This is a genomic window from Brevundimonas mediterranea (assembly GCF_011064825.1).
Taxonomy (GTDB): Bacteria; Pseudomonadota; Alphaproteobacteria; order Caulobacterales; family Caulobacteraceae; genus Brevundimonas; species Brevundimonas mediterranea_A.
The window spans coordinates 2,900,756-2,924,261 of sequence record NZ_CP048751.1 but is presented as its reverse complement, the minus strand read 5'-3'; the positions used below and the strand labels follow the sequence as shown (position 1 = coordinate 2,924,261).

At 68.0% G+C, this 23,506-nt stretch carries 23 protein-coding genes; 7 read left to right on the top strand and 16 right to left on the bottom strand.

The features are described 5' to 3' along the window. The first annotated feature begins 1 nt into the window (after position 1). From GYM46_RS14370 to mobA, 3 genes are read left to right on the top strand one after another with little or no spacing between them, the layout of a single operon-like run. Positions 2-583 carry a hemerythrin domain-containing protein gene (locus GYM46_RS14370; RefSeq protein WP_008263206.1) on the top strand — a complete coding sequence of 194 codons (582 nt, stop codon included), beginning with the start codon at positions 2-4 and terminating at the stop codon, positions 581-583. Beyond that, positions 580-1,263: a carbonic anhydrase gene (locus GYM46_RS14365; RefSeq protein WP_008258838.1), complete on the top strand. Its 684-nt coding sequence runs from the start codon at positions 580-582 to the stop codon at positions 1,261-1,263. Before GYM46_RS14370 ends, GYM46_RS14365 begins: the two co-directional genes overlap by 4 nt. Beyond that, positions 1,260-1,853, top strand: coding sequence for a molybdenum cofactor guanylyltransferase (gene mobA, locus GYM46_RS14360; RefSeq protein ID WP_008262656.1), 594 nt, complete (start codon positions 1,260-1,262; stop codon positions 1,851-1,853). The genes GYM46_RS14365 and mobA overlap by 4 nt, the downstream gene beginning before the upstream one ends. A 21-nt stretch (positions 1,854-1,874) precedes the next feature. On the opposite strand, the gene cobA is transcribed toward mobA, so the two are convergent. From cobA to GYM46_RS14310, 10 genes are all read right to left on the bottom strand, one after another. After that, on the bottom strand, positions 1,875-2,723 hold the full coding sequence (gene cobA / locus GYM46_RS14355; RefSeq protein ID WP_008260222.1) for a uroporphyrinogen-III C-methyltransferase: 849 nt from the start codon (positions 2,721-2,723) through the stop codon (positions 1,875-1,877). A 14-nt stretch (positions 2,724-2,737) separates the two neighbouring features. Beyond that, positions 2,738-5,338, bottom strand: a complete 2,601-nt coding sequence (locus GYM46_RS14350) for a nitrate reductase (protein WP_230307534.1) — start codon at positions 5,336-5,338, stop codon at positions 2,738-2,740. Further along, on the bottom strand, positions 5,310-5,624 hold the full coding sequence (gene nirD, locus GYM46_RS14345) for a nitrite reductase small subunit NirD (RefSeq protein WP_008260425.1): 315 nt from the start codon (positions 5,622-5,624) through the stop codon (positions 5,310-5,312). Before nirD ends, GYM46_RS14350 begins: the two co-directional genes overlap by 29 nt. Before the next feature lie 17 nt (positions 5,625-5,641). Beyond that, the gene (nirB, locus tag GYM46_RS14340; RefSeq protein WP_050771652.1) at positions 5,642-8,131 is read right to left on the bottom strand and encodes a nitrite reductase large subunit NirB; all 2,490 of its coding nucleotides are present in this window, start codon (positions 8,129-8,131) and stop codon (positions 5,642-5,644) included. 241 nt (positions 8,132-8,372) lie between these two features. Continuing rightward, entirely contained in the window at positions 8,373-9,509 is a 1,137-nt protein-coding gene (locus GYM46_RS14335) for a CmpA/NrtA family ABC transporter substrate-binding protein (RefSeq protein WP_008259029.1), read from the bottom strand. After that, positions 9,506-10,099, bottom strand: coding sequence for an ANTAR domain-containing response regulator (locus GYM46_RS14330; protein ID WP_008262932.1), 594 nt, complete (start codon positions 10,097-10,099; stop codon positions 9,506-9,508). Before GYM46_RS14330 ends, GYM46_RS14335 begins: the two co-directional genes overlap by 4 nt. 38 nt (positions 10,100-10,137) lie before the next feature. Next, entirely contained in the window at positions 10,138-11,130 is a 993-nt protein-coding gene (locus tag GYM46_RS14325) for a siroheme synthase (protein ID WP_008261796.1), read from the bottom strand. After that, positions 11,130-12,815 carry an ABC transporter ATP-binding protein gene (locus GYM46_RS14320; RefSeq protein WP_008259779.1) on the bottom strand — a complete coding sequence of 562 codons (1,686 nt, stop codon included), beginning with the start codon at positions 12,813-12,815 and terminating at the stop codon, positions 11,130-11,132. Before GYM46_RS14320 ends, GYM46_RS14325 begins: the two co-directional genes overlap by 1 nt. After that, the gene (locus GYM46_RS14315) at positions 12,812-13,909 is read right to left on the bottom strand and encodes an ABC transporter permease (RefSeq protein ID WP_008259493.1); all 1,098 of its coding nucleotides are present in this window, start codon (positions 13,907-13,909) and stop codon (positions 12,812-12,814) included. The genes GYM46_RS14320 and GYM46_RS14315 overlap by 4 nt, the downstream gene beginning before the upstream one ends. 22 nt (positions 13,910-13,931) lie before the next feature. Next, positions 13,932-15,341 (bottom strand): CmpA/NrtA family ABC transporter substrate-binding protein, encoded by a 1,410-nt coding sequence (locus tag GYM46_RS14310; protein WP_156796446.1) that lies wholly within the window; start codon positions 15,339-15,341, stop codon positions 13,932-13,934. Positions 15,342-15,721: 380 nt separating this feature from the next. Between GYM46_RS14310 and GYM46_RS14305 the strand changes: the two genes are divergently transcribed. Beyond that, positions 15,722-16,129, top strand: a complete 408-nt coding sequence (locus GYM46_RS14305) for a hypothetical protein (RefSeq protein ID WP_008263563.1) — start codon at positions 15,722-15,724, stop codon at positions 16,127-16,129. A gap of 11 nt (positions 16,130-16,140) precedes the next feature. Here the strand turns inward: GYM46_RS14305 and GYM46_RS14300 are convergent, their stop codons facing one another. Next, complete coding sequence (locus GYM46_RS14300; protein WP_208861700.1) at positions 16,141-16,839, bottom strand: Crp/Fnr family transcriptional regulator; 699 nt, start codon at positions 16,837-16,839, stop codon at positions 16,141-16,143. A 173-nt stretch (positions 16,840-17,012) separates the two neighbouring features. Here GYM46_RS14300 and GYM46_RS14295 point away from each other — a divergent pair, with 173 nt between their 5' ends. The 3 genes from GYM46_RS14295 to GYM46_RS14285 are packed head-to-tail and all read left to right on the top strand — an operon-like array spanning position 17,013 to position 20,254. Next, positions 17,013-19,265 carry a TonB-dependent receptor family protein gene (locus GYM46_RS14295; RefSeq protein WP_198004288.1) on the top strand — a complete coding sequence of 751 codons (2,253 nt, stop codon included), beginning with the start codon at positions 17,013-17,015 and terminating at the stop codon, positions 19,263-19,265. A gap of 21 nt (positions 19,266-19,286) precedes the next feature. Then, a complete protein-coding gene (locus GYM46_RS14290; RefSeq protein WP_008263475.1) occupies positions 19,287-19,730 on the top strand; it encodes a hypothetical protein in 444 nt (147 codons plus the stop codon). Between the two features lie 50 nt (positions 19,731-19,780). Next, positions 19,781-20,254 carry a membrane protein gene (locus tag GYM46_RS14285; protein ID WP_008259168.1) on the top strand — a complete coding sequence of 158 codons (474 nt, stop codon included), beginning with the start codon at positions 19,781-19,783 and terminating at the stop codon, positions 20,252-20,254. On the opposite strand, the gene GYM46_RS14280 is transcribed toward GYM46_RS14285, so the two are convergent. The 5 genes from GYM46_RS14280 to GYM46_RS14260 are packed head-to-tail and all read right to left on the bottom strand — an operon-like array spanning position 20,236 to position 23,479. After that, a complete protein-coding gene (locus GYM46_RS14280) occupies positions 20,236-20,544 on the bottom strand; it encodes a chorismate mutase (RefSeq protein WP_008262817.1) in 309 nt (102 codons plus the stop codon). The genes GYM46_RS14285 and GYM46_RS14280 overlap by 19 nt on opposite strands. A 31-nt stretch (positions 20,545-20,575) precedes the next feature. Next, entirely contained in the window at positions 20,576-21,457 is an 882-nt protein-coding gene (ubiV, locus tag GYM46_RS14275) for a ubiquinone anaerobic biosynthesis protein UbiV (RefSeq protein WP_230307532.1), read from the bottom strand. Positions 21,458-21,462: 5 nt separating this feature from the next. Next, positions 21,463-22,458 carry a ubiquinone anaerobic biosynthesis protein UbiU gene (ubiU, locus tag GYM46_RS14270; RefSeq protein WP_040349652.1) on the bottom strand — a complete coding sequence of 332 codons (996 nt, stop codon included), beginning with the start codon at positions 22,456-22,458 and terminating at the stop codon, positions 21,463-21,465. Continuing rightward, complete coding sequence (ubiT, locus tag GYM46_RS14265; RefSeq protein ID WP_008262680.1) at positions 22,455-22,970, bottom strand: ubiquinone anaerobic biosynthesis accessory factor UbiT; 516 nt, start codon at positions 22,968-22,970, stop codon at positions 22,455-22,457. Before ubiT ends, ubiU begins: the two co-directional genes overlap by 4 nt. Beyond that, complete coding sequence (locus GYM46_RS14260; protein WP_040349654.1) at positions 22,967-23,479, bottom strand: 6-pyruvoyl trahydropterin synthase family protein; 513 nt, start codon at positions 23,477-23,479, stop codon at positions 22,967-22,969. Before GYM46_RS14260 ends, ubiT begins: the two co-directional genes overlap by 4 nt. Positions 23,480-23,506: the final 27 nt, after the last annotated feature.

The window sequence follows — 23,506 nt, the reverse complement described above, 5'->3', positions numbered from 1 at the left end:
CATGACGGGACAGGACGCGAGGACAAGCCAGACCTCTCTGATCGAACGGCTGCCTCCCGAGCTGGTCCATGAACCGTTGAACTGGTTGTTCGCCGAACACTATCGCCATCGCCAGCTCTGCCAACTGATCGAGCGCGTCGGTACCGCGACCGTCCTGCTGGGCGACGAGGCGCAGGAAATCCTGGACTTCCTGCGCCACGACATGCCGCTGCACGTCATCGACGAGGAGGACGACCTTTTTCCGCTGCTGCGTCGGCGGTGTCAGCCCGCCGACGAACTCGACGCGGTCCTGGGCGCCCTGTCCGCCGAACATCGCGACGACTTGACCCATGCGCAGACCTTGATCGACCGGCTGCAAAAGGCCTTGATGGACGGTCGGGCGCCTGGCCATGATCTGCAGACGCGACAGCTGTTCGTCGATTTCGCCGCGCGTGAACGTCGCCATATTGCGTTGGAGAACGCCGTGGTCCTGCCCATCGCCCGCCTGCGTCTGACGGCGGCGGACCTCCGATCGCTCAGCATCCGTATTGCGGCGCGCCGGGGCGTCCTGCTGGAGGCGCCAATGGGCGAGACCGCATCATGATCGAGGATCTGCTTCGCAACAATCTGGCTTGGGCGGCGACGCGAACCCGACTGGATCCAGAGTATTTCCGTCGCCTGTCGGCGCAACAGTCGCCGGAATATCTGTGGATCGGCTGCTCCGACAGCCGGGTGCCCGCCAATGAGGTGGTCGGACTGCAGCCGGGCGAACTGTTCGTCCATCGCAATGTCGCCAATCTGGCGCCGGCCCAGGACATGAACCTGCTCGCCGTACTCCAGTTCGCCCTGGAGTCCCTGAAGGTCCGGCATATCATCGTCTGCGGCCACTACGGGTGCGGCGGGGTTCGCGCCGTGCTCGACGGCCAGAGGCACGGGGTGCTCGATCACTGGATGCAACGAGTCCAGAGACTGTGCGAGGACCACGCCACAGACCTAGAGGCTATCCATGACGCCGAGACCCGCGTGAACTTCATCTGCGAGAAGAACGTCCTGGCTCAGGTCCGTGCTCTGTCGCGCAATCCCTTCGTCACCGACGCCTGGCGACGCGGCCAGGTCTTGTCGATTCACGGCTGGATCTATTCCATACGCGACGGACTGGTGCGCGATCTCGAGACGACGGTCAGCAGTCCCGCCGAGGCCGCAAGTCTGACCGCGCCGCCTGCGCTCGTGCCTCGCACCCGGCGCGCCAAGCCGCCTCGGCCCCGTCCGCGCGAGGTCCCATGAGCCCCGTCGTTGTCGCGGTCCTGGCCGGCGGGGCCGGCCGAAGAATGGGGGGCGACAAGCCGCGTCGGCGGCTTAACGGGCTGCGCCTGCTCGACCATGCGCTGAACAAGGCTCACGCCCTGGCCGGGCCGGTGATCCTGGTGGTGCGCGATCCCGCCCAGGCGGACGGTTTCGCCGAGACGATCGTGCTCGATGCGCCGGATATCGACGGCCCCCTGGCGGGCCTGCTCGCAGCCCTGGTCTGGGCGGCGGACGCCGGCTTCGACCAGGTTCTGACCCTGGCTTGCGACATGCCCCGCGTGCCGGGCGATCTGCTATCGCGGCTCCAGTCCGCCCTGACGGCCGAGTCGGGCGTGGCCGTGGCCGCAAGCGGGGGCCGGCTTCATCCGGTCTGCGCCCTGTGGCGCACCACCGCCGTCCCGGTCCTAAGGCGCCGGGCCGACGAGGGCCGGCTGTCCCTGCAGGGCCTCAGCGAGGCCGTGGGCCGCGTCATCGTGGACTGGCCTGCGGAGGACGACGACGCCTTCGTGAACATCAATACGATTGACGACCTGGCCCTGGCTGAAGCCGCCCTGCCCGAACACGGCTGATCCAGACGGACACACGGTCGCTCACCACGGCCGCGCCGAACCGGCTGCGGCGACGTCGGCGCCGACGGGCGTTTCCGCCACAGCGGCTTGCCGACCGACCGCCTGGCCGATCAGCATCAGGGTCGGCGCGTCCTCCGCCAGGGCGCCGACGGTCAGGGGCAACAGGTCCAACCGCGTGAACAGCAGTTTCTCGTCCGCCAGGCTGACATTGACGGCGACCAGCACGGGCGTATCTCCCGCCATGCCCTCCGCCATCAGGCGTCGCTTCAGTTCCGGCGCGGCGGCTCGCCCCATATAGACGGCCAGGGTGGCGCTGGGATCGGCGAGCGCGGCCCAGTCCATGTCCAGGGCTTCTCCGGCGCGGGCATGGGCTGTGACGAACTGAACCCGCCGCGCCACGCCCCTCAGGGTCAGAGAGACGCCGGCGCGGGCGGCGGCGGCGCTGGCCGTCGTAACCCCCGGCGCCACATGGACGCGCACCCCATGCGCCTGAAGATGAGCCAATTCCTCGGCGGACCGGCCGAACATTGACGGGTCGCCGCCCTTCAGCCGCACCACCCGTCGGCCTGCCAGGGCGGCCGCCAGCAGCAGATCGTTGATGCCGCCCTGGGGCTTGGAATGGACGCCGGCCCGCTTGCCCACGCAAACGCGTTCGACCGCATCGGGAATGAGCGCCAGAACCCCCGGCCCGACCAGGGCGTCATAAAAGACGACGTCGGCGGCGCGGATCAGGCGTTCGGCCTGTCGGGTGATCAGGTCGGGATCGCCCGGCCCGGCCCCGACCAGCCAGACCTCGCCCCCGATGGACCCGCCAGCCTTGATAGAGGTTCGACGGGGAAAGGCGGCGTGAGACGGATCTTTGCGGGTCATGGACGGTCGCTCTCCTAGGCGGCAAGCAGTCTGGCGATGGCGGGGCGGCACGAGCCGCAGTTGGAGCCGGCGGACAGGGCTGCGCCGACCTCGGCCACGCTCGTCAGCCCCTGTTCGGCGATGGCGGTCAGGATGGTCCGGGCGCGCACGTCGAAACAGGCGCAGACGACAGGCCCGCGATCCACGGCCGCCCCCGGCGCTCGCCCGGCCAGGAGCCCGGCGGTCTCAACCGTCTCCGACAGCTGGGCCAGCAGCCAGTCCCGGGCCGGAAGTCGCCCGTCGCGCGCGACAAACAGCGCGCCCTGAAGCCGCCCGTCCTTCAGGACGCCGATCCGCAAGGTCCCGCGCGCCGGGTCCACGGCCGTCATCCGCTCGCCGTCCGGCAGCAGGGCCTCCAGGGCGTGCGGATCGCCGTTCCCCGCCAGTTCGAACAGTCGGCCGCCGGGGGCCGTCACCGCCGCCCACCAGACACAGTCCGGCTGAACCCCGGTCTCCCCCCGCAGGATCAAGAAGGCGCGCCAGTCGGTGTGAAGCCGGGTCACGGTCATGGCCGTTCGTTTGAACCCCGGCTGGCCCGACACGGGGTCCGCCGCAGGATCGGCCAGCCGCCCCGTCCGCCCCCCTGACGCCGTCCGGTCCGTCCAGTGGATCGGCGCGAAGGCCTCGCCCGGTCGCTGGGCGTCGGTGATTGCAAGACGGAAGACGCTCTCGCCCTGCGCCGTCCGCACGACGGCCAGATCCCCGTCAGCCAGGCCGAACCGCGCCGCGTCGTCGGGGTGTAGCTCGACCAGGGGTTCGCGACGGTGCTGGGACAGGCGCGGCGACAATCCGGTGCGGCTCATCGTATGCCACTGATCCCGATAGCGTCCGGTGTTCAGGATCAGGTCGTGGTTCACCAGCGGCTGCTGGCGCACCGCCACCAGACGGGCCCGGCCGTCCGGCGTCGAAAAAGAACCGTCCGCGAAGACGCGATCGGCGCCCCAACGGACGGGTGTCATCCGGTCATAGGCCGCCGCATCCAGACCGATCAGCGGCGACAGGTCCAGACGCCGACGCCCGTCGTTCTCGAAGGCGGTCAGACGGCAATGTTCGTCGAACACCTCGGCCGGCGTGGTCCAGGCGAAACCGGACCCGTGCCCCATCCGACGCCCCACGTCCGCGAGGGTCCGCCAGTCGGGCCGCGCCTCGCCCGGCGGAGGGAAGAAAGGTCTCTGGCGGCTGATCATACGCTCGGAGTTGGTGACCGTCCCGTCTTTCTCCCCCCAGGCCGCCGCAGGGAACCGCACATGGGCCAGGCGGCCGGTGTCGGTGTCGGCCATCACGTCCGAGACGACGACGAAGGGACAGGCCGCCAGGGCGTCGCGGACCGCGCCGGCGTCGGGCATGCTGACGGCCGGATTGGTGGCCATGATCCACAGGGCCTTGAGCCGACCGTCGCCGGCGGCCCGGAACAGATCCACGGCCTTCAATCCGGGCGCGGCCGCCAGGGCCGGAGCGCCCCAGAACCGCCCGACCCGATCCCGATTGTCCTCGGCGAAATCCATATGGGCGGCCAGGGTGGAGGCCAGCCCCCCGACCTCGCGCCCGCCCATGGCGTTCGGTTGTCCGGTGATGGAGAAGGGCGCCGCGCCGGGCTTTCCGATCCGACCGGTCGCCAGATGAAAATTGATGATGGCGTTGGCCTTGTCGGCGCCCTGGGTCGACTGGTTCACGCCCTGACTGAACAGGGTGACGGTGCGGGGATGACGGGCCGCCAGATCGAAGAAGGCGTCGAGGACGACAGGATCGAGACCGCAGGCCGCCGCGGCGGCGCCCGGGTCCGCGTCCTCCGCAATCCCCTCCCAAAAGCCTTCAGGGGTGAGGACATGGGCCGCGATATAGGCCTCATCGACCTGCCCTCGTGCACGAAGCGCCGCCAGAAGACTGTTGAAAAGTCTGACGTCTGTTCCGGCGCGAAGGGGCAGATGCAGATCCGCCATCTCAGCGGTCTCGGTGCGGCGCGGATCGATGACGACAAGCTTGACGCCGCTCCGCGACCGGGCCGCCTCGATCCTTTGCCAGACCACGGGATGGCACCAGGCGGTGTTGGAGCCGACCAGCACGATCAGATCGGCCGCCTCCAGGTCCTCGTAACAGGCCGGCACGACGTCCTCGCCGAAGGCCCGCAGATGAGCCGACACCGCGCTGGACATGCAAAGTCTTGAATTGGTGTCGATATTGGCCGAGCCGATAAACCCCTTCATCAGCTTGTTGGCCACATAATAGTCCTCGGTCAGAAGCTGGCCCGAGACATAGAAGCCGACGCTGTCAGGGCCGTGCTCGGCGACGGCGGTCGCGAAACGGTCCGCCACCAGATCCAGCGCCTCGTCCCAGGCGGCGCGCCGGTCGCCGATCATCGGGTGCAGCAGCCTGCCGTTCAGTCCGACCGTCTCGCCCAGATGTGTGCCCTTGGAACACAGCCGCCCCCTATTGGCGGGGTGGTCGCGGTCGCCCGCGATGTCCACCGTGCGCTCGCCCGTGACGCGCGCGACCACGCCGCAGCCGACGCCGCAATAGGGACAGGTGGTGCAGACGGGCCGGGTCACCTCAGGCGAGGACCGGGCTGGACGTCGCAATCAGCACCCGCCCGGCTTCGATCCTGACCGGGATCGTCGGGGTGCAGCCGCGATCCGGCGCCTGCGCTTCGCCGGTGGCCAGGGCGATGCTCCAGTTGTGCAGCGGGCAGGCGACGCTGTGGCCGTGGACGATACCCTGGCTCAGCGGGCCACCCTTGTGGGGGCAACGATCGATCAGGGCGAAGACGGCGCCGTCGCCTGTGCGGAACACCGCGATCGCGTCTTCACCCACCGTCACCGTGCGGGCGCCGCGCAGGGGGATCTCCTCGACGGCCCCCGCATCCATCCATCGCTCCGCCCGCATCACGCCGTCTCCGCCAGGACCAGGGGTTGGTGAAGTTCGCGATCGACCCCGCTCACTCGTGCGGCCCAGGGATCCTCCTGGCTGAAGCTCTGGGCGTAGAGGAAGCGTGCGGCCAGGGCGTCGCGCCCCTCGGCGTCCTCGACGATCCGGGCCTTGATCCACTCCAGTCCGACGCGTTCGATCCAGGGCGCGGTGCGCTCGAGATAGCGGGCCTGTTCGCGGTAAAGCTGGATGAAGGCGGCGCAATAGTGCAGCGCCTCGGCCTCGGTCGCGACCTTGCACAACAGATCGGTGACCCGAACATGGATGCCGCCGTTGCCCCCGACATGGAGTTCATAACCGCTGTCGACGCAGATGACGCCGAAATCCTTGATGGTGGCCTCGGCGCAGTTGCGGGGGCAGCCCGACACCGCGATCTTGAACTTGTGGGGCATCCAGCTGCCCCAGGTCATGCGCTCGGCCTGGATGCCCAGACCGGTGGAGTCCTGGGTGCCGAACCGGCACCAGTCCGACCCGACGCAGGTCTTCACCGTGCGGAGTGATTTGCCGTAGGCGTGGCCCGACACCATGCCTGCGGCGTTCAGATCCGCCCAGACCGCCGGCAGATCCTCCTTCTTGATGCCAAAGATATCCAGCCTCTGGCCGCCGGTGACCTTGACCAGGGGGGCGTCGTATTTCTCGACCACATCGGCGATGGCGCGCAGTTCGCGCGGATTGGTGACCCCGCCCCACATCCGCGGCACTACCGAATAGGTCCCGTCCTTCTGGATATTGGCGTGCAGACGTTCGTTGACGAACCGGCTTTGCTGGTCGTCCACATAGTCTCCGGGCAGGGCGCACAGCAGATAATAATTCAAGGCCGGACGGCACGACGAACAGCCGTCGGGCGTCGTCCAATGGAGTCTTTGCATGACCTCAGGGATTGTCCGCATCCCTTGGGCCACGATCTCCCGACGCACGTCGTCGTGACCGAAGCTGGTGCATTTGCACAGGGTCCGAACGGCGCGCTCGCCCGCATAGTCGTCGCCCAGGGTCACGGCCAGCAGGGTTTCCACCAGACCGGTGCAGGACCCGCAGGAGGCCGAAGCCTTGCAGCCGCCGCGAATGGCGTCCAGCGTCGCCGCGCCGCCCTCGATTGCGGCGACAACCGTCTTCTTGGACACGCCGTTGCAGCCGCAGATCTCGGCTTCGTCCGAGAGGGCTGCAACGGCCGCCCTAGGGTCCGGCGGCCCTCCTCCCAGGGCGAAGGCCTGACCGAAGATCAGCATGTCGCGGACCGACGAGATGTCCTCGCCCCGTTTCATCAGGTCGAAATACCAGCCGCCATCGGCGGTGTCGCCGTACAGGACCGCGCCCGCGATCCGGTCCTCGCGCACCACCACCCGCTTGTAGACGCCGCGCGACGCGTCCCTCAGGACGATGTCCTGCGCCCCCTCGCCGCCCGAAAAATCCCCAGCGGAAAACACGTCAATGCCGGACACCTTGAGCTTGGTCGAGGTCACCGAGCCACGATAGCCCGTATGACGATCCGTCAGTCCATCGGCCAGGGCGCGACACATGTCCCACAGGGGGGCGACCAGGCCATAGACCTGACCGGCGTGTTCGACGCATTCTCCGACGGCCAAAACCGCCGGGTCGGAGGTGACCATATGGTCGTCCACATGAATGCCGCGCCCCACGGCCAGTCCGGCCGCACGCGCTAGACTTATATTGGGTCGGATGCCGACCGCCATGACGACGAGGGACGCCGGGATCAGCCGACCGTCCTTCAGTCGCACCCCCTCGACGCCGACGTCGCCGACGATCTCCGCCGTATCGCCGCCGGTCAGGATGGTCTGCCCCCGGGCCTCCAGCGCCGACTTCAGCAGCCAGCCGGCGGCCTCGTCCAGCTGCCGTTCCATCAGGTTCGGCATCAGATGGATGACCGTCACCTTCATGCCCCGCAGGCTCAAGCCGTGCGCCGCCTCCAGGCCCAGAAGGCCGCCGCCGATGACAACCGCGTCCCCGCCCTGCTGCGCGGCGGCGACCATCCGGTCGACGTCGGCCATGTCGCGGAAGCTGATGACGCCGTCGAGGTCGTGACCCGGCACGGGGATGATGAAGGGGTCCGATCCGGTGGCGATCAGCAGACGATCATAGCCGACGGTGCGGCCTGACTTCGCGGTCACGGTCCGGGCGGCGCGATCGATCGCCTCGACGGGATCCGACACGATCAGTTCGATGTCATTGTCGGCGTACCAGGCGCGGTCGTTGATGACGATCTGATCGAAGGTCTTCTCGCCCGCCAGCACGGGGGACAACATGATCCTGTTGTAGTTCACATGGGGTTCGGCCCCGAAGATGGTCACCCGGTATCGGTCTGCGTCGCGCGCGAGAATTTCCTCCACCGCCCGGCAGCCGGCCATGCCATTGCCGACGACGACCAGATGCTCCCGGGTGTCCCGGGTCGCGCCCGTGGACCGCGCCAAGACCTTTGCAAAACCGTCCATTCGACGCCCCAAACGAAAAAAGCCGCCATGCAGACGCTGGTTTCCCAGCGCCTGCATGGCGGCTTTGCCAAATCTCGATCACCCCCACCGATCCGGTCAGGGCGCGAAAGCCGGGACTCCCCATCGATGGAGGGTTCCGACCAATCCGAGGCGTCCTTGCCTCAGTTCGATGAGGTTGACTCGTTTCTCCCTGCTCGGCAAGGGGTCATTTTGCATCGCACAAAGAGGTTTTTGTCCGCGATCATGCGGCGGCCTCGGCGAAGCTTTCGACATAGGCCTCGATCCGGTCGGGATCGAAGGGCCGGCCGTCGAAGAAGTTCCCGACCGCTCCGGCCCCGTCCCCGCCTGGAACGGCGCGACGATACAGGTCCGGACGGAAGACGGCCGCAGAGGCCGCGCGCGCCGTTTCGGACGCCTCGATCATGCCCCAACGCACGAACTGCGAGTAGATCCACAGGCCATGATCGATCGCCGGCGCGGTGGCGGCTTCGCGGTGCAGCATGAGGAAGTCCGCCTCGGCCACGGGCGCTTCCCCCTGGCCGAGCACCAGTCGCCCGGCCAAGGCGCGCTCGATCACCGCCGCCGACTGGTTCACATAATTGGGCGCCGCCAGCAGCCGGGCCAGGGCGGGGCGATTTTCCGGCGCGTCGCACCAGGCGGCGGAACGGTCCAAGGCGATCAAGAGCCGGTTCAGAACCTCCGGATTGGCCTCGGCCCAGTCGGCGCGCGCGGCCAGGACCTTTTCCACCCCCCGGCGCCAGAGCCGTGATCCGAAAGCGGCGATCTGGCCCAGGCCTTCGTCCACGGCGAGACTGCTCCAGGGTTCGCCCGCCATGAAGCCGTCGATCTCGCCGGTCCGCAACGCCTCCACCATCAAGGACGGCGGCGCCACCCGCAGGGTCAAGTCCCGATCGGGATCGACCCCCGCGAACGCCAGCCAGTAGCGCAGCATGAGGGCGTGGCTGGAAAACCGATGAACCACGCCGATGATCGGCTTGCGACGGTGCATGCCGATGGCCGAAGCGAAGTCATGGGCGGTCGCGACAGGATCCTCGACCCGATGCGCGAGCACCGGGTCCAGGGCGGCGGCGAACTCATGCGACAGGGTCAAGGCGTTGCCGTTCATCCCCAGCCGGAAGGGCGCCACCAGCCGGGTCGGCTGTTGGCTGAGCCCCAAGGTCACCGCCACGGCCAGAGGCGCCAACATGTGCGCCGCCTGAACCTGGCCGTAGACCAGACGGTCTCGAACCGTGGCCCAGGAGGTGTTGCGGACCAGCGTCAGGTCCAGCCCGGCCGCTTCCGCGAAACCCATCTCCTTGGCCGCGACCAGCACCGCGCTGTCGGTCAGGGGCAGAAAGGCGATTGAAAGCGGCGTCATCGTCCGGTTCCCTTGGGTGGGTCGATCAGGGCGTAGGCGGTGATCAAGGCTTCGGCAACCTCGACGATGCGGCGGCTCTGGTTCATGGCGGTGGAGCGCAGCAGGGCGTGGGCATCGGGCTCGGACAGACCGCGACCCTGCATCAGCAGGGTCTTGGCCTTATCGATGGTCTTGCGGTCGGCCAGGGCCGTGACCGCGTCGTCCCGCTCCGCCCTCAGGATGTTGAAGGCGTTGAACCGGCGGATCGCCAGCTCCAGGATCGGCTTCACCCTTTCCTTCCTGAGACCATCGACGACATAGGCCGATACCCCTGCGTCAATGGCGGCGCCGATCATCGCATCGTCCGACCGGTCGACGAACATGGCGATGGGTCGAGCCAGAGCGCGGCTGACGGTCAGCATTTCCTCGAGCGTGTCGCGGCTGGGATCGCCCAGGTCCATCAGCACGATGTCGGGCGCCATCCGTTCCAGACGCGCGACGAAACCGCCGTGGGGCGCCACGACCTCGATATCGATGTAGCCCGCCTCGGCCAGCCCCTCTTTCAGGATGGTCGCGCGCAGGCCGGTGTCGTCGACGATGGCGATACGCAATTGTGATGTTCCCCGACGCGAGTAAGCGGCGCCCTCCGTCAAGAGTCTAGACGGGCCGCGTCGAGCGCGACCGGGACGACGATCATTTCGCAACCTGTTGCATTCAGGGCATCCTGCTCGCGCCTCGCCCGCTCAGACGCCGCAGGATTGCCGGCATACAGTCTCACGACGCGTTCGCCTTGAGTCCAATGTTCGACCATCAGACGGCAGGCTTCGGCGGGGCCGGCGTCCGCCAGGTTTCGCCGAGGCGCATCACGTCGCGCCCGCGCCAGGACGAGCTCCGAGACCTCCGGGTCGTAAAGGATGACATCGGCGTCCTGCATGATCCGCAGCGCCTTGAGCGTCAAAAGTTCCGGATCGCCCGATCCGGCCCCCAGACCATACAGACTCCCCGCCTCCGGCGCCGCCGCCTCTATAAGCCGCATCATCTCGGCGCGGGCGGCCGATATCCGCCCTTGTCCGACCAGATCAACGGCCAGACCGCGAAACGCCCGTTCCCAGAACCGTCGCCGCGCCATGAAGTCCGGAATGCCCGTCTTGACCTGGTCACGAATCTCGCCGGCGATCTCGGCGAGGGGGCCGAGCGCTTGGGGCAGTATGGCTTCGATACGGCTGCGCAGGTCCCGCGCCAGGATCGGCGCGGCGCCGCCGGTCGCGATGGCGACGACGATCGTATCCCGGTCGATCAGGGCCGGCGTCTGGAAATCGCTCAAGGCCGGCCGGTCCACCACATTGACCTGGGCGCCCGCCGCCCGCGCATCGCGGGCGACCGCCTCGGCCTCATCCTCCTGCTCCAGAGCGATGAAGACCAGCCGCGCCTCCTGAAAATCCGCCCGCGTCGGCGCGCGAGCCCTGGGCGTGGGCGCGTTCGCCGGCCGGCGATCCGCGTCGGGGGGGCCGCCGGGGGTGAACCAGACCAGTCGGGCGGGCGAGCCGACGAACAGCCGCAGTTTCGCCAGCGCCGCCTCCCCGTCGCCGACCACGACGACAAGCGCGTCATGCAAGGGTATGCCGGCCAGAAAGACCCGCATCAGGCGGCGTCGGCGTGAGCGCCGTGCTCGTAGTCCGCCAGGAACTGAAGCACTTCCTCACGATAGGCGTAGAATTGCGGATGATCCAGCAGGGCGCGGCGGTCGCGCGGACGCGGCAGATCGACCTCCAGCACCTTGCCGATGGTGGCGTTCGGCCCGTTGGTCATCATCACCACCCGATCAGCCAGCAGGATCGCCTCGTCCACGTCATGAGTGACCATGACGGTCGTGACCTTGGTGCGGTTCCAGACCTCGACCAGCACGTCCTGCAGATCCCAGCGCGTCAGGCTGTCCAGCATGCCGAACGGCTCGTCCAGCAGCAGCAGTCGGGGCGACAGGGCGAAGGCGCGGGCGATGCCCACCCTCTGGCGCATGCCGTTGGACATATCGGCGGCCATCTTGTTCATGGCGTCGCCCAGGCCGACCCGTTCCAGATAATAGGCGACGATGTCGGCTCTCTCGGCGCGGGTGGCGTGGGGATAGACACGCTCGACCCCCAGGGCCACGTTCTGGCGCGCCGTCAACCAGGGCATCAGGGACGGCGATTGGAACACCACCGCCTTGTCCGGTCCCGCGATCTCGATCTCCCGACCGTTCAACACGATGCCGCCGTCAGAGATCGGATTGAGACCGGCGGCCATGGTCAGAACCGTGGACTTGCCGCACCCCGAATGCCCGATCAGCGAGATGAACTCGCCGCGGTCCATCAGCAGATTGACCTTCTCGACCACCGTCAGCGGGCCCTTGGGCGTCGGATAGACCTTGGACAGGTTGTAGAACTCGAGATAGCGGCGATGGATCGGACTATAGGCGGCGTCCTGATAGGCCTTGGGCGGCGCCAAGAGATCGAGCGGCGCCACCGTCGGCAGGTCGATCACGTTCGAAGCCGCCGCCTCGCGCGCCCCGCCGGCGAGACGCCCCAGATAGCCGACGATCTCGTTTCTCAGCGTCTTATAGGCCTCGTCATGGTTCAGCTCGGTGCGGTCCCGCGGCCGAGCCAGGGCCACCTCGAAGATTCGGCCGATATGGGCGTGGGGCGCCGGCGTCAGGACCGCGACCCGGTCGGCCAGCAACAGGGCCTCGTCCACGTCGTTGGTCACCAGGACGATGGTGCGTTTCTCCTGGCGCCGGATCCGCTCGATCTCGTCCTGGAGCTTGGCGCGGGTCAGGGCGTCCAGCGCCGACAGGGGTTCGTCCAGCAGCAGGATCTCGGGTTTTGTCGCCAGAGCCCGCGCCACCGCCACGCGTTGGCGCATGCCGCCCGACAACTGCGCCGGCTTGCGATCCAGCGCATGGGCCAGTCCCACCAGGGCGACCGTCGCGCGCACCAGTTCGACCCGCTCCGTCTTGGGCATCGTCAGGTGAACGGCGTCGACCGCCAGCCTGACATTCTGTTCCACAGTCAGCCAGGGAAACAGCGAATAGCTCTGAAAGACGACCCCGCGATCCGGTCCGGGGCCGGCGCAGGGCCGGCCCTTGATCAGGATGTCGCCGCTGTCCGCCTCGATCAGCCCGGCGATGGCGGACACCAGGGTCGTCTTGCCCGCGCCCGAGAAGCCGAGAACGGCGACGAACTCGCCTTCCTGAACGTCCAGTTCCACGCCGGACAGGACGTCGGTGCGCGCGCCGTCGGCCCCCAGGTAGGATTTGCTCAGTCCCCGCAAGGACAGGATCGGCGCGCTCATTTGGCGTGGTTCCGCGAGGCGAGGGCTTGCAGGGCCATCATCAACCGATCCAGCAAGAAGCCGATCAGGCCGATGACGATGACCGCGAACATGATGCGGGCCAGCGACTGCTCGCTGCCGTTCTGGAACTCGTCCCATACGAACTTGCCCAGTCCGGGGTTCTGCGCCAGCATCTCAGCGGCGATCAACACCATCCAGCCGACGCCCAGCGACAGCCGCATGCCCGTGAAGATATAGGGCAGGGCCGAAGGCAGGATCAGGCGTCTCAGCCGGGCGAAGGGGCTGAGGCGAAGCACCCGTCCGACATTGAGCAGATCCCGGTCGATCGAGGCGGCGCCGACGGCCGTATTGATCAGGGTCGGCCACAGCGAACACAGCATCACCACGACCGCCGAAATGACGAAGCTCTTGGGCAGGGCCGGATCCGGGCGGGTCATGGTCGCCGACACCACCATGGTCACGATCGGCAGCCAGGCCAGCGGACTGATCGGCTTGAAGATCTGCACCAGGGGATTGAAGGCGGCGTTGAACCCCTTGGACAGGCCGCAGACCAGGCCGAGCGGCACGGCGACCACCGTCGCCAAGCCGAACCCGAAGGCCACCGTGAACAGGGAGGTGAAGATCTGATCGATGAAACTGGGCGATCCGGCGTAACGGAAATCGCGAACCTCGCCCCCCCGTCCGGCGGCTTCCAGTCCGGCATTACGCTCGGACTGGGCCGCATAGAAGGCGGCCCGATCGGCCTGGCCGGCCTGCCACTCCTCGGCCAGGGCGACGCCCTGCGCCGCGACCGCCACGGGCCCGGGAAGGGCGCCCAACGAGGTCTTCACCATAGGAGCCGCCATGGCCCACAACAGGATGAAAATCCCGATGCCCGCCAGGGGCGGAACCAGGGCGCGCAATCTGGCCCCCAGCTTGACTCCAAGCCCGGCGGCGAAACGGACGAGCCTGGACGCTCTCCCCTCCTCCGACGCCGAACGGGTGTCGGACGCGGCGTCCTCGGACGGCGTCCGACGCGGCGCCGTCTCGGACGGTATGCGACCGATGACCTTGGTGGGCGTTTCACCGTCGGGCGCGACCTGGTTCGTCAGCATCAATCTTCTCCCCTTTGCGCGATCAGGCCGGCGAGACGCCGGAGGCGGCGACCCGCTGACCCTGTTTCAGACCGATGGCGAACTTGGCCAGATAGGCGTTGGGCGCGCGCCCGTCGTAGGCGACGCCGTCGATGAAGCCGGTCTGCACCTCTTTGAAGCCGTCCGTCTCCGGGACGGACTCGGCCGGGATCACCCCCTCGGCGACCAGCGCGCGCGCGGCGGCCAGATAGAGGTCGGCGCGATAGACCGCCTGAGCGGTTTCCAGGTACCAGGCGTCGGGACGATCCTCGGCGATCTGGCCCCACCGGCGCATCTGAGTCAGTTGCCAGACCGCGTCGGAAGCGAACGGATAGCCGGCGAAGCTTCCGAAGAAGATGTTGAACTCCGGGGCGGGGCGGACATCGCCGGGCGCATAGGTGAACCGCCCCGTCATGGAGGCGGCGATCACGTCGGCGTCGGCCCCGACATAGTTGGAGCGGGCCAGGATCTGCACCGCCTCCGGGCGATTGGCGCCCTGGTCGGCGTCCAGCCACTGCTGGGCCTTGATCAGGGCGCGGATCAGGGCGGTGGTGGTGGCGGGATAGGTCTCGGCGAAGGCCCGGGTCATGCCCAGGACCTTCTCGGGATTGCGGGGCCAGATGTCGTGATCGGCGATGAGGGGCACGCCGATCTTCTTCTTGACGGCCGCCTGGTTCCAAGGCTCGCCGACGCTATAGCCCTCGATGGTGCCGGCTTCGAGGGTGGCGGGCATCTGGGGCGGCGGCGTGACCGACAGCTGGATGTCCGCGCCGGTCGTGCCCGCCACGTCGCGCGGCAGATAGAAGCCGGGATGGATCCCGCCGGCCGCCAGCCAATAGCGAAGCTCGTAATTGTGGGTGGAGACCGGGAAGACCATGCCGAACTTGAGCGGACGCCCCTCGGACCGGAAACGCTCGACGACCGGCTTCAGGACGGCGGCCGAGATCGGATGCAAGGGCTTGCCGTCGGCGCCCTTGGGCAGGGTCGGCGCGATCTGCGCCCAGATCCGGTTCGACACCGTGATGGCGTTTCCATTCAGGTCCAGGCTGAGCGGCGCGATAAGATCGGCCTTGGTGCCCAGACCGATGGTCGCCGCGATCGGCTGCCCCGCCAGCATGTGGGCGGCGTCCAGCTGGCCGCCGATCACGCCGTCCAGCAGGACCTTCCAATTGGCCTGGGGTTCGAGGGCGACGTTCAGGCCCTCCTCAAGGAAAAAGCCCTTCTCCTTGGCGATCGCCAGGGGCGCCATATCCGTCAGCTTGATGAAGCCGAGTTTGAGATTGGGTTTTTCGACCGTCCCCGCCGGCGCCGTGGCCCCGTTCGAACGCGGCTCGCTCTCGCCACATCCGGCGAGGCCCGCTGCGGCGCCGGCCAGCAGCGCGCCGCCGGCCATCAGGAATCTGCGCTTGTCCATCACCTTCATCCCCCGCCATGTTTGGTGGCTTGTTCAAACCCGGTGCGGATCGCGGACGCACGAAAGCCGCCTCGACACGCTCATGTCAGAGCGCCCCGGGCGGCTTCATTGCCGAAATCTGCTGAATGTCCGGCGCGTCTCCCCTCATTGAGGACGCCCCGTTACGCGCAGCGCTTTAGGACGCCGCCTGACATTGCTGGCATGGAATGTTGCATCGCACAAGGGGTCAGCGAGATTTGTCGGGGCGCGCTGGCCGAAGCGCGAAAACCGGGGCTCGGGTTCGCCAACGGGACAGACCCCGCCATGGAGCTGAGGATCAAATCGAACGTGATTTGTTCAGGCGCAAGCCCAGCGCGGGGATCAGGCGGCATTCTGCTCGGATGACCCAGACCTCTCATTTTCAGCAACTCGTCGCCGCCGCCTTGGCCCAGCAGACCCCGCACCGCCTGCTTTTCGTCTTCGCCGCCGTGGCCTTGCCGGACGCCCCGACGCCCGAGCAGCGCGAGCGTCATCGCCTGGGTCGGGGTGGAACCCTGACCCCCTTGATGTGCGTGGACAAGGCGCCAGAGGACCTGGCGGGCTTCGACGTTTTCGCCGCCGAAGCGGCGACGGCCGGACCGCCCTGGGGCCTGGTGTTCGCCGCGGCCCTTGCCGGGCGCGACGGATACGCCCCTGCCAAGCCCGACATAGACCGGGCGCTCGAAAACATGGTCGAGGCTGTCAACACCGGGGCCATCCAGCGCTTCCTCGCCTTCGACACCGCCGGCGACCCCGTGGTTTTCGACTGAATCGGATGCGGCTATCGGCTCGCCGCAGCGTGCGTTGCGGCGCTGGACCCGTTCACGCCGTCCTCGGCGAGGCGTCTCAGCGCGGCGGGATCCAGCACCATGAGACGGCGTCCTGTCGTCTTTAGCCAACGGGACTTTTCCCATCCGGCGATGATGCGGCTCGCCGTATACAGGGTCGTACCGGCGAACTCGGCGACGTCCTGGCGGCGCAGCGGGATCGTGATGGCGGCGGCGTCTTGAGGACGACCGGACGGGTCCAGAAGCCGCAGAAGGGCCAGGGCGATGCGCTGGTCAGCACGCAAGAAGGACTTCTCCCTTATCCGCTCCTGCAATTGCGCCAAGCGCGTCCCCAGAATACGAATGACGTTCACCGCAACCACGGGGTCGCGTTCCATAATGCGGAACAGCACCTCGCGGGGCCAACTCAGAACCACGACCGCCTCCAGAGCCACAATGTCCGCCGGAAAGCGCCCTTGCGCAAAGAGCGCGGCCGTTGCGAACATGTCGCCGGGTCCCAGAAATCGGATCAGCGCCTGCCCGCCGTCGGCGCCGGTCTGGATCAGACGGGCGCTGCCGCGGCTCAGCGCATAGGCCCGCTCCACCTTCGCGCCCTGTTCGCCGACATAGGCTCCGGCTCGATGATGATCGACCCGGACAGTCTCGGCGAGATCGGCGCACGTCGCCGAAGCGGCGCCCCGGAACAGATCCAAACCGGCGATGGTCTCGCTCCGGACGGGGTCGGACATGGGCCTGTTCCTCTCCTGCGGGCCCGGATCGACACCGGATCGGGCGGACTTCTCGCCGCAGTTTGCGCTGGCGCAATAAAGCGCCGTTCGGCATGCTTTAGATGAAAACGGGTCGCATTAGCAAATCGAGACCCGCCGTGCCCCTCCCCGTTCCGCTCTCCCAGCCGTTCTTACCGCACGGCGTCGCTCGTCTCGCTCTGACCTGCAGCGCTCTCGCGCTCGGCTTCGCTCCGGGCCTTGTCACCGCGCCCGCCCAGGCGCAGTCCGCCACGCCGGGCTTTGTGGAAGATGTGGTCGTCATCGGCCGCCGCGCCTCGGCCGCCGAACGCTTGAACGCCACGGCCGGCGCAACAGGGCTGATCGAGGCGGATGACCTGCCGCAAAGCGCCAATCTGACGATTTCACGCGCCCTCGCCTTCGCGCCGGGCGTTGTCGTGCAGGACTTCTTCGGCGGAAACGATCAGCCCCGCATCCAGATTCGCGGATCCGGCCTGCAGCAGAACCCCGTCGAGCGCGGGGTGCTGATGCTGCGCAACGGCCTGCCGGTCAATCGCGCCGACGGCTCCTATATCGTCGGTTTCGCCAACCCCGCCGAGGCCCAGTCGATCGAGATCTTTCGCGGTCACGCCGCGAACCGGCTCGGCGCGACGGTGCTCGGCGGCGCCTTGAACCTCATCTCTCCGACGGGACGAAGCGCGCCCGGGCTGCGCCTCAAGGCCTCCGCCGGCGACTTCGGCCAGATCGGGACGGGCGCCTCGGCCGGTTATGTCCACGACACGATCGACGCTCTGCTGCGCGTTGACCACACCGAGCGGGACGGTTCCCGGACTTATAACGGCTCGAGTCGATCGGCTGTGGGCGCCAACTTCGGCGTGAGACTGTCGGATCGGGTGACAGTGCGCGCCTTCGCCAGCTACGCCGACCTCGGCTTCGACGTCGCCGGTCCCTTGACCCGCGCCCTGCTCGACAGCGGCTCGCGCAGCGTCTTCACCGGCCCGACCGTGACGCCGACGGGCGCCGTCAATCCAGGCCCCAATGTGGTGCGCGACCAGCCCCGTCGCGAAGCCACGCAATTCCATGCGGGGGTTCGGGCCACGGGCGTGATGGACGCCCATCTGATCGACGTCGCCTTGGGTTATGCCCAGACCGACGACATGTTCCGGTTTCCGATCTCGGCGGGCGTGCGCGACACCCGCGGCGACGACGCCACCGTCGTCGCCCGTTACGCATATGCGCCCGATCCCGCGCGCGCCATCCCCTTGTTCGAGGGCACGCTGCAATGGGTGACCGGAACCGCCGACCGCGACTATTATCTCAATCTCTCAGGACGCCGAGGCGCGCAGTTCGGCCGCAATCGACTGAAGGCGGACACCCTGTCCCTGAACGGCGGCTTCAACCTCCCGCTCGGACGGACGCTCACCCTGTCGCCTTCGGCGGCCTGGTCGCGCGCCACGCGCGACAACCAGGACCGCTACGCGCCGTCCACGCGGCCGACGGCGGCCTATAGTCCCGCCAATCCCGGCCTGGCTCTGCCGTTCGGCGCCGTCCCAACGGTCGGGTCCAGCTATGAACGAACCTACGAGGGTTGGAGCCCGGCCCTCGGCCTGACCTGGCGGCCGGACCACCGGCAAACCGTCTTCGTCTCGGCCAATCAGACCTTCGAACCGCCGACGCACGATGATCTGTTCGCCACCGTCAACGGCACGCCCAACAGCAGTCCGGGACGCCCCAATCCCGCCGCGCCCAATCAGGCCGCAGCCGTCTTCGCCACCCCCGCGCTCAAGGCGCAGCGAGCGACGACCGTAGAAATGGGCTGGCGCGCTCGAGCCGGCGCCTGGACCTGGGACGCCGTCGCCTATCACGCCTGGGTGCGCAACGAGCTCCTCAGCCTGCGCGACGAAACCGGCGTGTCATTGGGCGCGGTCAATGCGCCTCGCACCCGTCACCTGGGGCTGGAGCTGGGACTGAGCTTACGGATGACGCCGGACCTGACCGGACGCCTCGCCTATACCTGGCAGGACTTCCGCTTCCACGACGATCCTCTGCGCGGCGACAATCATCTGGCCGGCACGCCGCCGCATTGGGTCCAGGCCGGTCTGGACTGGCGGCCTGGGCCGGGTTGGCTGCTGCAAGGCGGGGTGCGCTGGGTTCCGGAAAAAACGCCGATCGACAACCTCAACACCCTCTACAGCGACCCTTACGCCGTCTTCGACCTGCGGGCTGAGCGCGAGATCCGCGACGGCCTGGTCGTCTTCGCCGAAGGCCTGAACCTGTTCGACGAAACCTACGCCGCCTCCACCCTCGTCGTCGACCAGGCGCGCGCCGATCAGGCGGTTTTCCTTCCCGGCGACGGTCGCGCCTTCGGCGCGGGCGTGAGCCTCAAATTCTAACCTCGCAAGAAAGACCCTATCATGAAGCGCTTGTCTTTGTTCGCCTTCGCCGCCGTCGCATCGGCCGCCCTGCCCCTTTCCGCCGCCGCCCAGGCCCGGCGGCTGGACGTGGATCGCCTGCCGTCTTCGGATGTCGCCGGCGCACGCCGCACCCTCGTCGCCCTCGACGCTCAGGGCCGTCCCGCCGTCATGCTCCTTTGGATCGAAAAAGGTCAACTTCTGCCGCCGCACGGCGGCGAAGGGGGACTGCGGCTCATCACGGTCGTGTCCGGCCATCTGTCCTGGGGCGACGGCGGGATCGTCGATCCGGCGGCGGAGCGGGTGTTTGGTCCCGGCAGCCTGATCTTGCTGCCTGTGGTCGGGGGCGAACACTGGGCCGCTGCGCGCCAGGACGATGTGCTGCTCCAGATCACGCCCCTGCGCGACGGGTCCATTGCCCCTGACCCCTCCAGAGAAGCGCCTTGACCAGAGGCGCGCCCGACCGAGCTTGACGATCAGAACAAGGACAAACTCCCATGGACGACCTGGCTCTCGCGCGCGTGATTCACGTGCTGGGCGTGGTGATCTGGATCGGCGGCGTATCGATGGCCACCACCGTTGCGCTTCCCGCCATTCGCAGGGGGCTTCTCGGCGCCGACCGCCTGGCGGCTTTCGAAGCCTTCGAGCGTCGCTTCATCTGGCAGGCGCGCACGGCCGTAGCGCTTGTCGGCCTGTCGGGCGTCTATCTCGTTGAGCGGATGGCGCTGTGGGACCGATTCAGCGACCTACGCTTCTGGTGGATGCACGCCATGGTGTGCGTCTGGGCCGTGTTTGTCCTGCTGCTGTTTGTGGTGGAGCCCTTTCTGCTCCACCGCTTCTTTCCGGCCTGGGCCAAGCGCGCGCCGGATCAGGCGTTCCGCCTGCTGCACGCCGCCCATATGGTGCTGCTGGTCCTGGCCTTGACGACGGTGTTCGGGGCGGTCGCCGGCAGTCATGGCTGGCTGTTCTGATGCACAGGAAGGCCGGCGGCGGCGTCGCCGGCTTTTCGGTGCAAGGCCACAAGCCGCGCCTGGCGGACGGCGCTGGCTTGCATCAATTGCCGCCATAGAGCCTCGACCAAGTCCGGCGACAGATCGACCGTCTCGGCCAGCTGACGGACATGATCGATCACCGCCGCGATACGGGCGGGATCGCGCACCGTCCCGGGCGACTTGAACGCGGCCATGGCGTCGGCGACCTTCAGGCGCAGGGCCAGCAGGATCACCAGCCGACGATCGAGCCGGTCAAGGATTGCGCGCACGCCGGGCGGGTCAAGCCCGGCCGTTCCCGGATCAGCGGGTCCCGGCGACACCGGCGAGACCGTGCAGATAGCCGCTAACGAAGGCGACGGAGGGGTTCAATTCCTGCAGTCGCTGGAGGAGCCCATCGGGATCGCACAGGCCGTCGGCATAGGCGCGAAACGCCCGCGCGACGGCCGGCATATCGCCGGAATGGGGCGACAGGCGCAACGCTCCGACGCCGGCGGCACGCAGGGCGGCGACCGGCGCATCGACGCATTGCATCGCCCAAGACAGGGTCTGCACGCCGTTGACCGCGAGGAAGGGCTGGCCCTCCAGGGTCCTCAGATCCATCCCGTCGGGATCGCGATCACAGACAAACTGGCAGGCGTCCTTGTGCAGGCCGTGGCTGCGCGCGTGGTAGCAGCGCCCTGACAGGGCGAGCGGCAGCCGACCGAAGGCGAACAGCTCGATCTCGACCTGTGGCTGCGCCGCCGAAAGATGCGAAATCGCCTCCAGAGAAAGCTCCACATTGGGACACAGGCGCACACAGCCGCGTCGCGCCAGCTCCCCAAGCGCCCCCTCGTTGTAGATGTTCAACAAAGGTCCGGCGACGAAGGGGTCGCGCCGCTCCGACAGACCGGAGACGTCGTTGACCTCAATGAGGTCCGGCAGGGCGGCGAGCGCCGCCAGTCCCTTGCGATCCCGGACCGTCGCCGGCAGGGCCAGGCCCGACCAGACGATGTCCTTGCCTGCCGCGCTCAAGGTCTCCGCCGCCGCCGCGAGCGCATATTGGGTGAGGGGCGAACGTTTGCCGCAGACCACCTCGCCCAGATAGACCCTGTCGATCGACGGCTCGTCGGCTACCTCGGCATAGAAGGCTTCAATCCGATCCGGCGCCCAGTGAAACAGCAAGGGCCCCAGCGCGATCCGCATGGCCGTCATCTCCACAACTTTCTATAGGCGCCGGCCGTCTCCCGCCCGCCTTCGGCGAGGTCCGTCAGCAGAGGGGCGAAGGCCTCGGGATCGGCGCCCGAATCCAGGGCGTCGATCGCTTGGCGGAAGGCCCCGGCCACACGGGCGACATAGGCCTTGCCCCTCTGGCGGCCTTCGATCTTCACGGCCGTGACCCCCGCCGCCTTCAATCCGGCGAGAAGGCTCATGGCGTTCAGACTGACGGGGTCTTCGAACAGATAGGAGAGCAGGCCGCGCGCCTCGAACCGTCCCTTGCACAGGGTGGGATATCCGGCCTTCTCGCCCGGGGCGAACTGGTCTAGCGCGAAGCCCCCCAGTCTCGAAACCAGGCCTTCGTCCTCTTCGGTATAGGACACCGCCTCGGGCGGCGAGCAGACGCCGCAAAGATTGGGGGAGCGGCGGGCGGCGTAAGACGACAGGGCGCAGCGCCCTTCAGCCATCACGCACAGGCCGCCGAACACGAAGGCTTCGGTTTCGGCTTCTGTCTCGCGAACGAGAGCGGCGACTTCCTGAACGCTCAGGACGCGCGGCAGGACGATGCGGCGGACGCCATAGGCCTGGGCGTAGAACCGGACCGCTTCAGGGGATCCGGCCGCGGCCTGAACAGACAAGTGCAGTCGCAAATCCGGCCATCGCTCCCGCGCATAGGCCAAAAGCCCCAGATCGGCGAGGATCACTGCATCGGCGCCCGAGGTCGCGGCGGCGTCGACGGAGGCGCGCCACCGGGCGCTTTGTCCCGCCCGCGCAAAGGTGTTGACCGCCACGAGGAGTTTTCGCCCGCGCGCGTGGGCCCAAGTCGCAGCCTGGGCCAGTTCCTCGGGCGAGAAATTCAGTCCGGGGAAATTGCGGGCGTTGGTTTCGTCACGCAGCCCGCAATAGACGCTGTCAGCGCCGGCCTCGACGGCCGCTTTCAACATCGCCGGCGAACCGGCGGGACAGACGAGTTCGATGGACCCCATCATGATGTCCTTCGCGCCTGACCCCAAGAGAGCGCCCCGCGCGCCGCCGCATCGGCGACGCCGCGCAGCCAGGCGGGCGCGCCGAGCAGATCCGACGGCGACAGCGCCGCCGCCTCCAGGGTGTTGTGCAGAGAGACCACGGTCTCGGTGTCGCCCGAAACGCGGATCTCGCGCGAGAAGAAGGCCGCATCGGCGTCAAGCCCGCCGTCCAGAACCCCCAGCAACAGCACGAGCGGCCCGCTGATCCGGGCCGCGCTGGGGCGATCATCGTCCCGGCGCGCCACGCGAACAGGACGCTCGGCGTCCGGGGTCAGTCGAAACAGGACCGGCAGGTCCGTGGGCGCCAGGACGACGGTCGCGGACGCGGCCGTCCCGAGGCGTTCGAACACATCCGGTCGTCGCTGCCGAAGACGGCGAATGGCCGTTCCGAGCACCGCCTCGGGGATCGCGCGCAGGGCCATCAGAGCCGCTTCCGCCGCCGCGCTTTCGACAATCCGGTTCAGGCGCGGGCTCATTTCATCTCCCGCAGCACCGCCTGCAGGACGTCCGCGACCGTCTGGCGCTGGACCGCATCAGGCGCCTCGAACAGAGCGCTGTTCGCACTGTGCTCGAAACATTCCACCGAACTCAGCCAGCAACGTCCCTGGGTGGCGTCGTGAAGAATCTCCTGAGCGGCGTCGTGGACATGCTGCGCCAGCCGCTCGCAACTGGTGCTGGGCACGGTGCGCAGGTCCGCCAGCCCGGCCGCAGCGAGCGATTCGAATACGTCGCGGGCCGGGTCGTCGACCGCCACCAGAAGGGTGTGATCGAACATCTTGTGCAGCCACCGCCGGATCTTGCCGAAACCGCCGTCGCCGAAATCGACGACCCAGCCGCGCCGATCGAGTTGCTCGGCGGCAAAGACGAACCGAAACCCCAGCGCATAGCCGTGCAGCAGTTGGCAATCGGTTCCGGCGTCCCATTGACGATAGGCGCACGACAGGCCGCGCTCGGGGCCATAGGTCTTGGTGGAATAAAAGGGCATGGGGCGTCCTGCGTCGCGGATGCCCCG

Bases quoted from the DNA above. Each gene is read 5' to 3' on its own strand.
- GYM46_RS14285 (WP_008259168.1), top strand. From the start codon at position 19,781: ATGGACGACCTGGCTCTCGCGCGCGTGATTCACGTGCTGGGCGTGGTG.
- ubiV (WP_230307532.1), bottom strand. From the start codon at position 21,457: ATGCGGATCGCGCTGGGGCCCTTGCTGTTTCACTGGGCGCCGGATCGG.
- nirB (WP_050771652.1), bottom strand. From the start codon at position 8,131: ATGGACGGTTTTGCAAAGGTCTTGGCGCGGTCCACGGGCGCGACCCGG.
- ubiT (WP_008262680.1), bottom strand. From the start codon at position 22,970: ATGAGCCCGCGCCTGAACCGGATTGTCGAAAGCGCGGCGGCGGAAGCG.
- GYM46_RS14325 (WP_008261796.1), bottom strand. From the start codon at position 11,130: ATGCGGGTCTTTCTGGCCGGCATACCCTTGCATGACGCGCTTGTCGTC.
- GYM46_RS14315 (WP_008259493.1), bottom strand. From the start codon at position 13,909: ATGCTGACGAACCAGGTCGCGCCCGACGGTGAAACGCCCACCAAGGTC.
- GYM46_RS14305 (WP_008263563.1), top strand. From the start codon at position 15,722: ATGACCCAGACCTCTCATTTTCAGCAACTCGTCGCCGCCGCCTTGGCC.
- GYM46_RS14335 (WP_008259029.1), bottom strand. From the start codon at position 9,509: ATGACGCCGCTTTCAATCGCCTTTCTGCCCCTGACCGACAGCGCGGTG.
- GYM46_RS14310 (WP_156796446.1), bottom strand. From the start codon at position 15,341: ATGGACAAGCGCAGATTCCTGATGGCCGGCGGCGCGCTGCTGGCCGGC.
- GYM46_RS14290 (WP_008263475.1), top strand. From the start codon at position 19,287: ATGAAGCGCTTGTCTTTGTTCGCCTTCGCCGCCGTCGCATCGGCCGCC.
- GYM46_RS14370 (WP_008263206.1), top strand. From the start codon at position 2: ATGACGGGACAGGACGCGAGGACAAGCCAGACCTCTCTGATCGAACGG.
- ubiU (WP_040349652.1), bottom strand. From the start codon at position 22,458: ATGATGGGGTCCATCGAACTCGTCTGTCCCGCCGGTTCGCCGGCGATG.
- cobA (WP_008260222.1), bottom strand. From the start codon at position 2,723: ATGACCCGCAAAGATCCGTCTCACGCCGCCTTTCCCCGTCGAACCTCT.
- GYM46_RS14260 (WP_040349654.1), bottom strand. From the start codon at position 23,479: ATGCCCTTTTATTCCACCAAGACCTATGGCCCCGAGCGCGGCCTGTCG.
- GYM46_RS14320 (WP_008259779.1), bottom strand. From the start codon at position 12,815: ATGAGCGCGCCGATCCTGTCCTTGCGGGGACTGAGCAAATCCTACCTG.
- GYM46_RS14365 (WP_008258838.1), top strand. From the start codon at position 580: ATGATCGAGGATCTGCTTCGCAACAATCTGGCTTGGGCGGCGACGCGA.
- mobA (WP_008262656.1), top strand. From the start codon at position 1,260: ATGAGCCCCGTCGTTGTCGCGGTCCTGGCCGGCGGGGCCGGCCGAAGA.
- nirD (WP_008260425.1), bottom strand. From the start codon at position 5,624: ATGGATGCGGGGGCCGTCGAGGAGATCCCCCTGCGCGGCGCCCGCACG.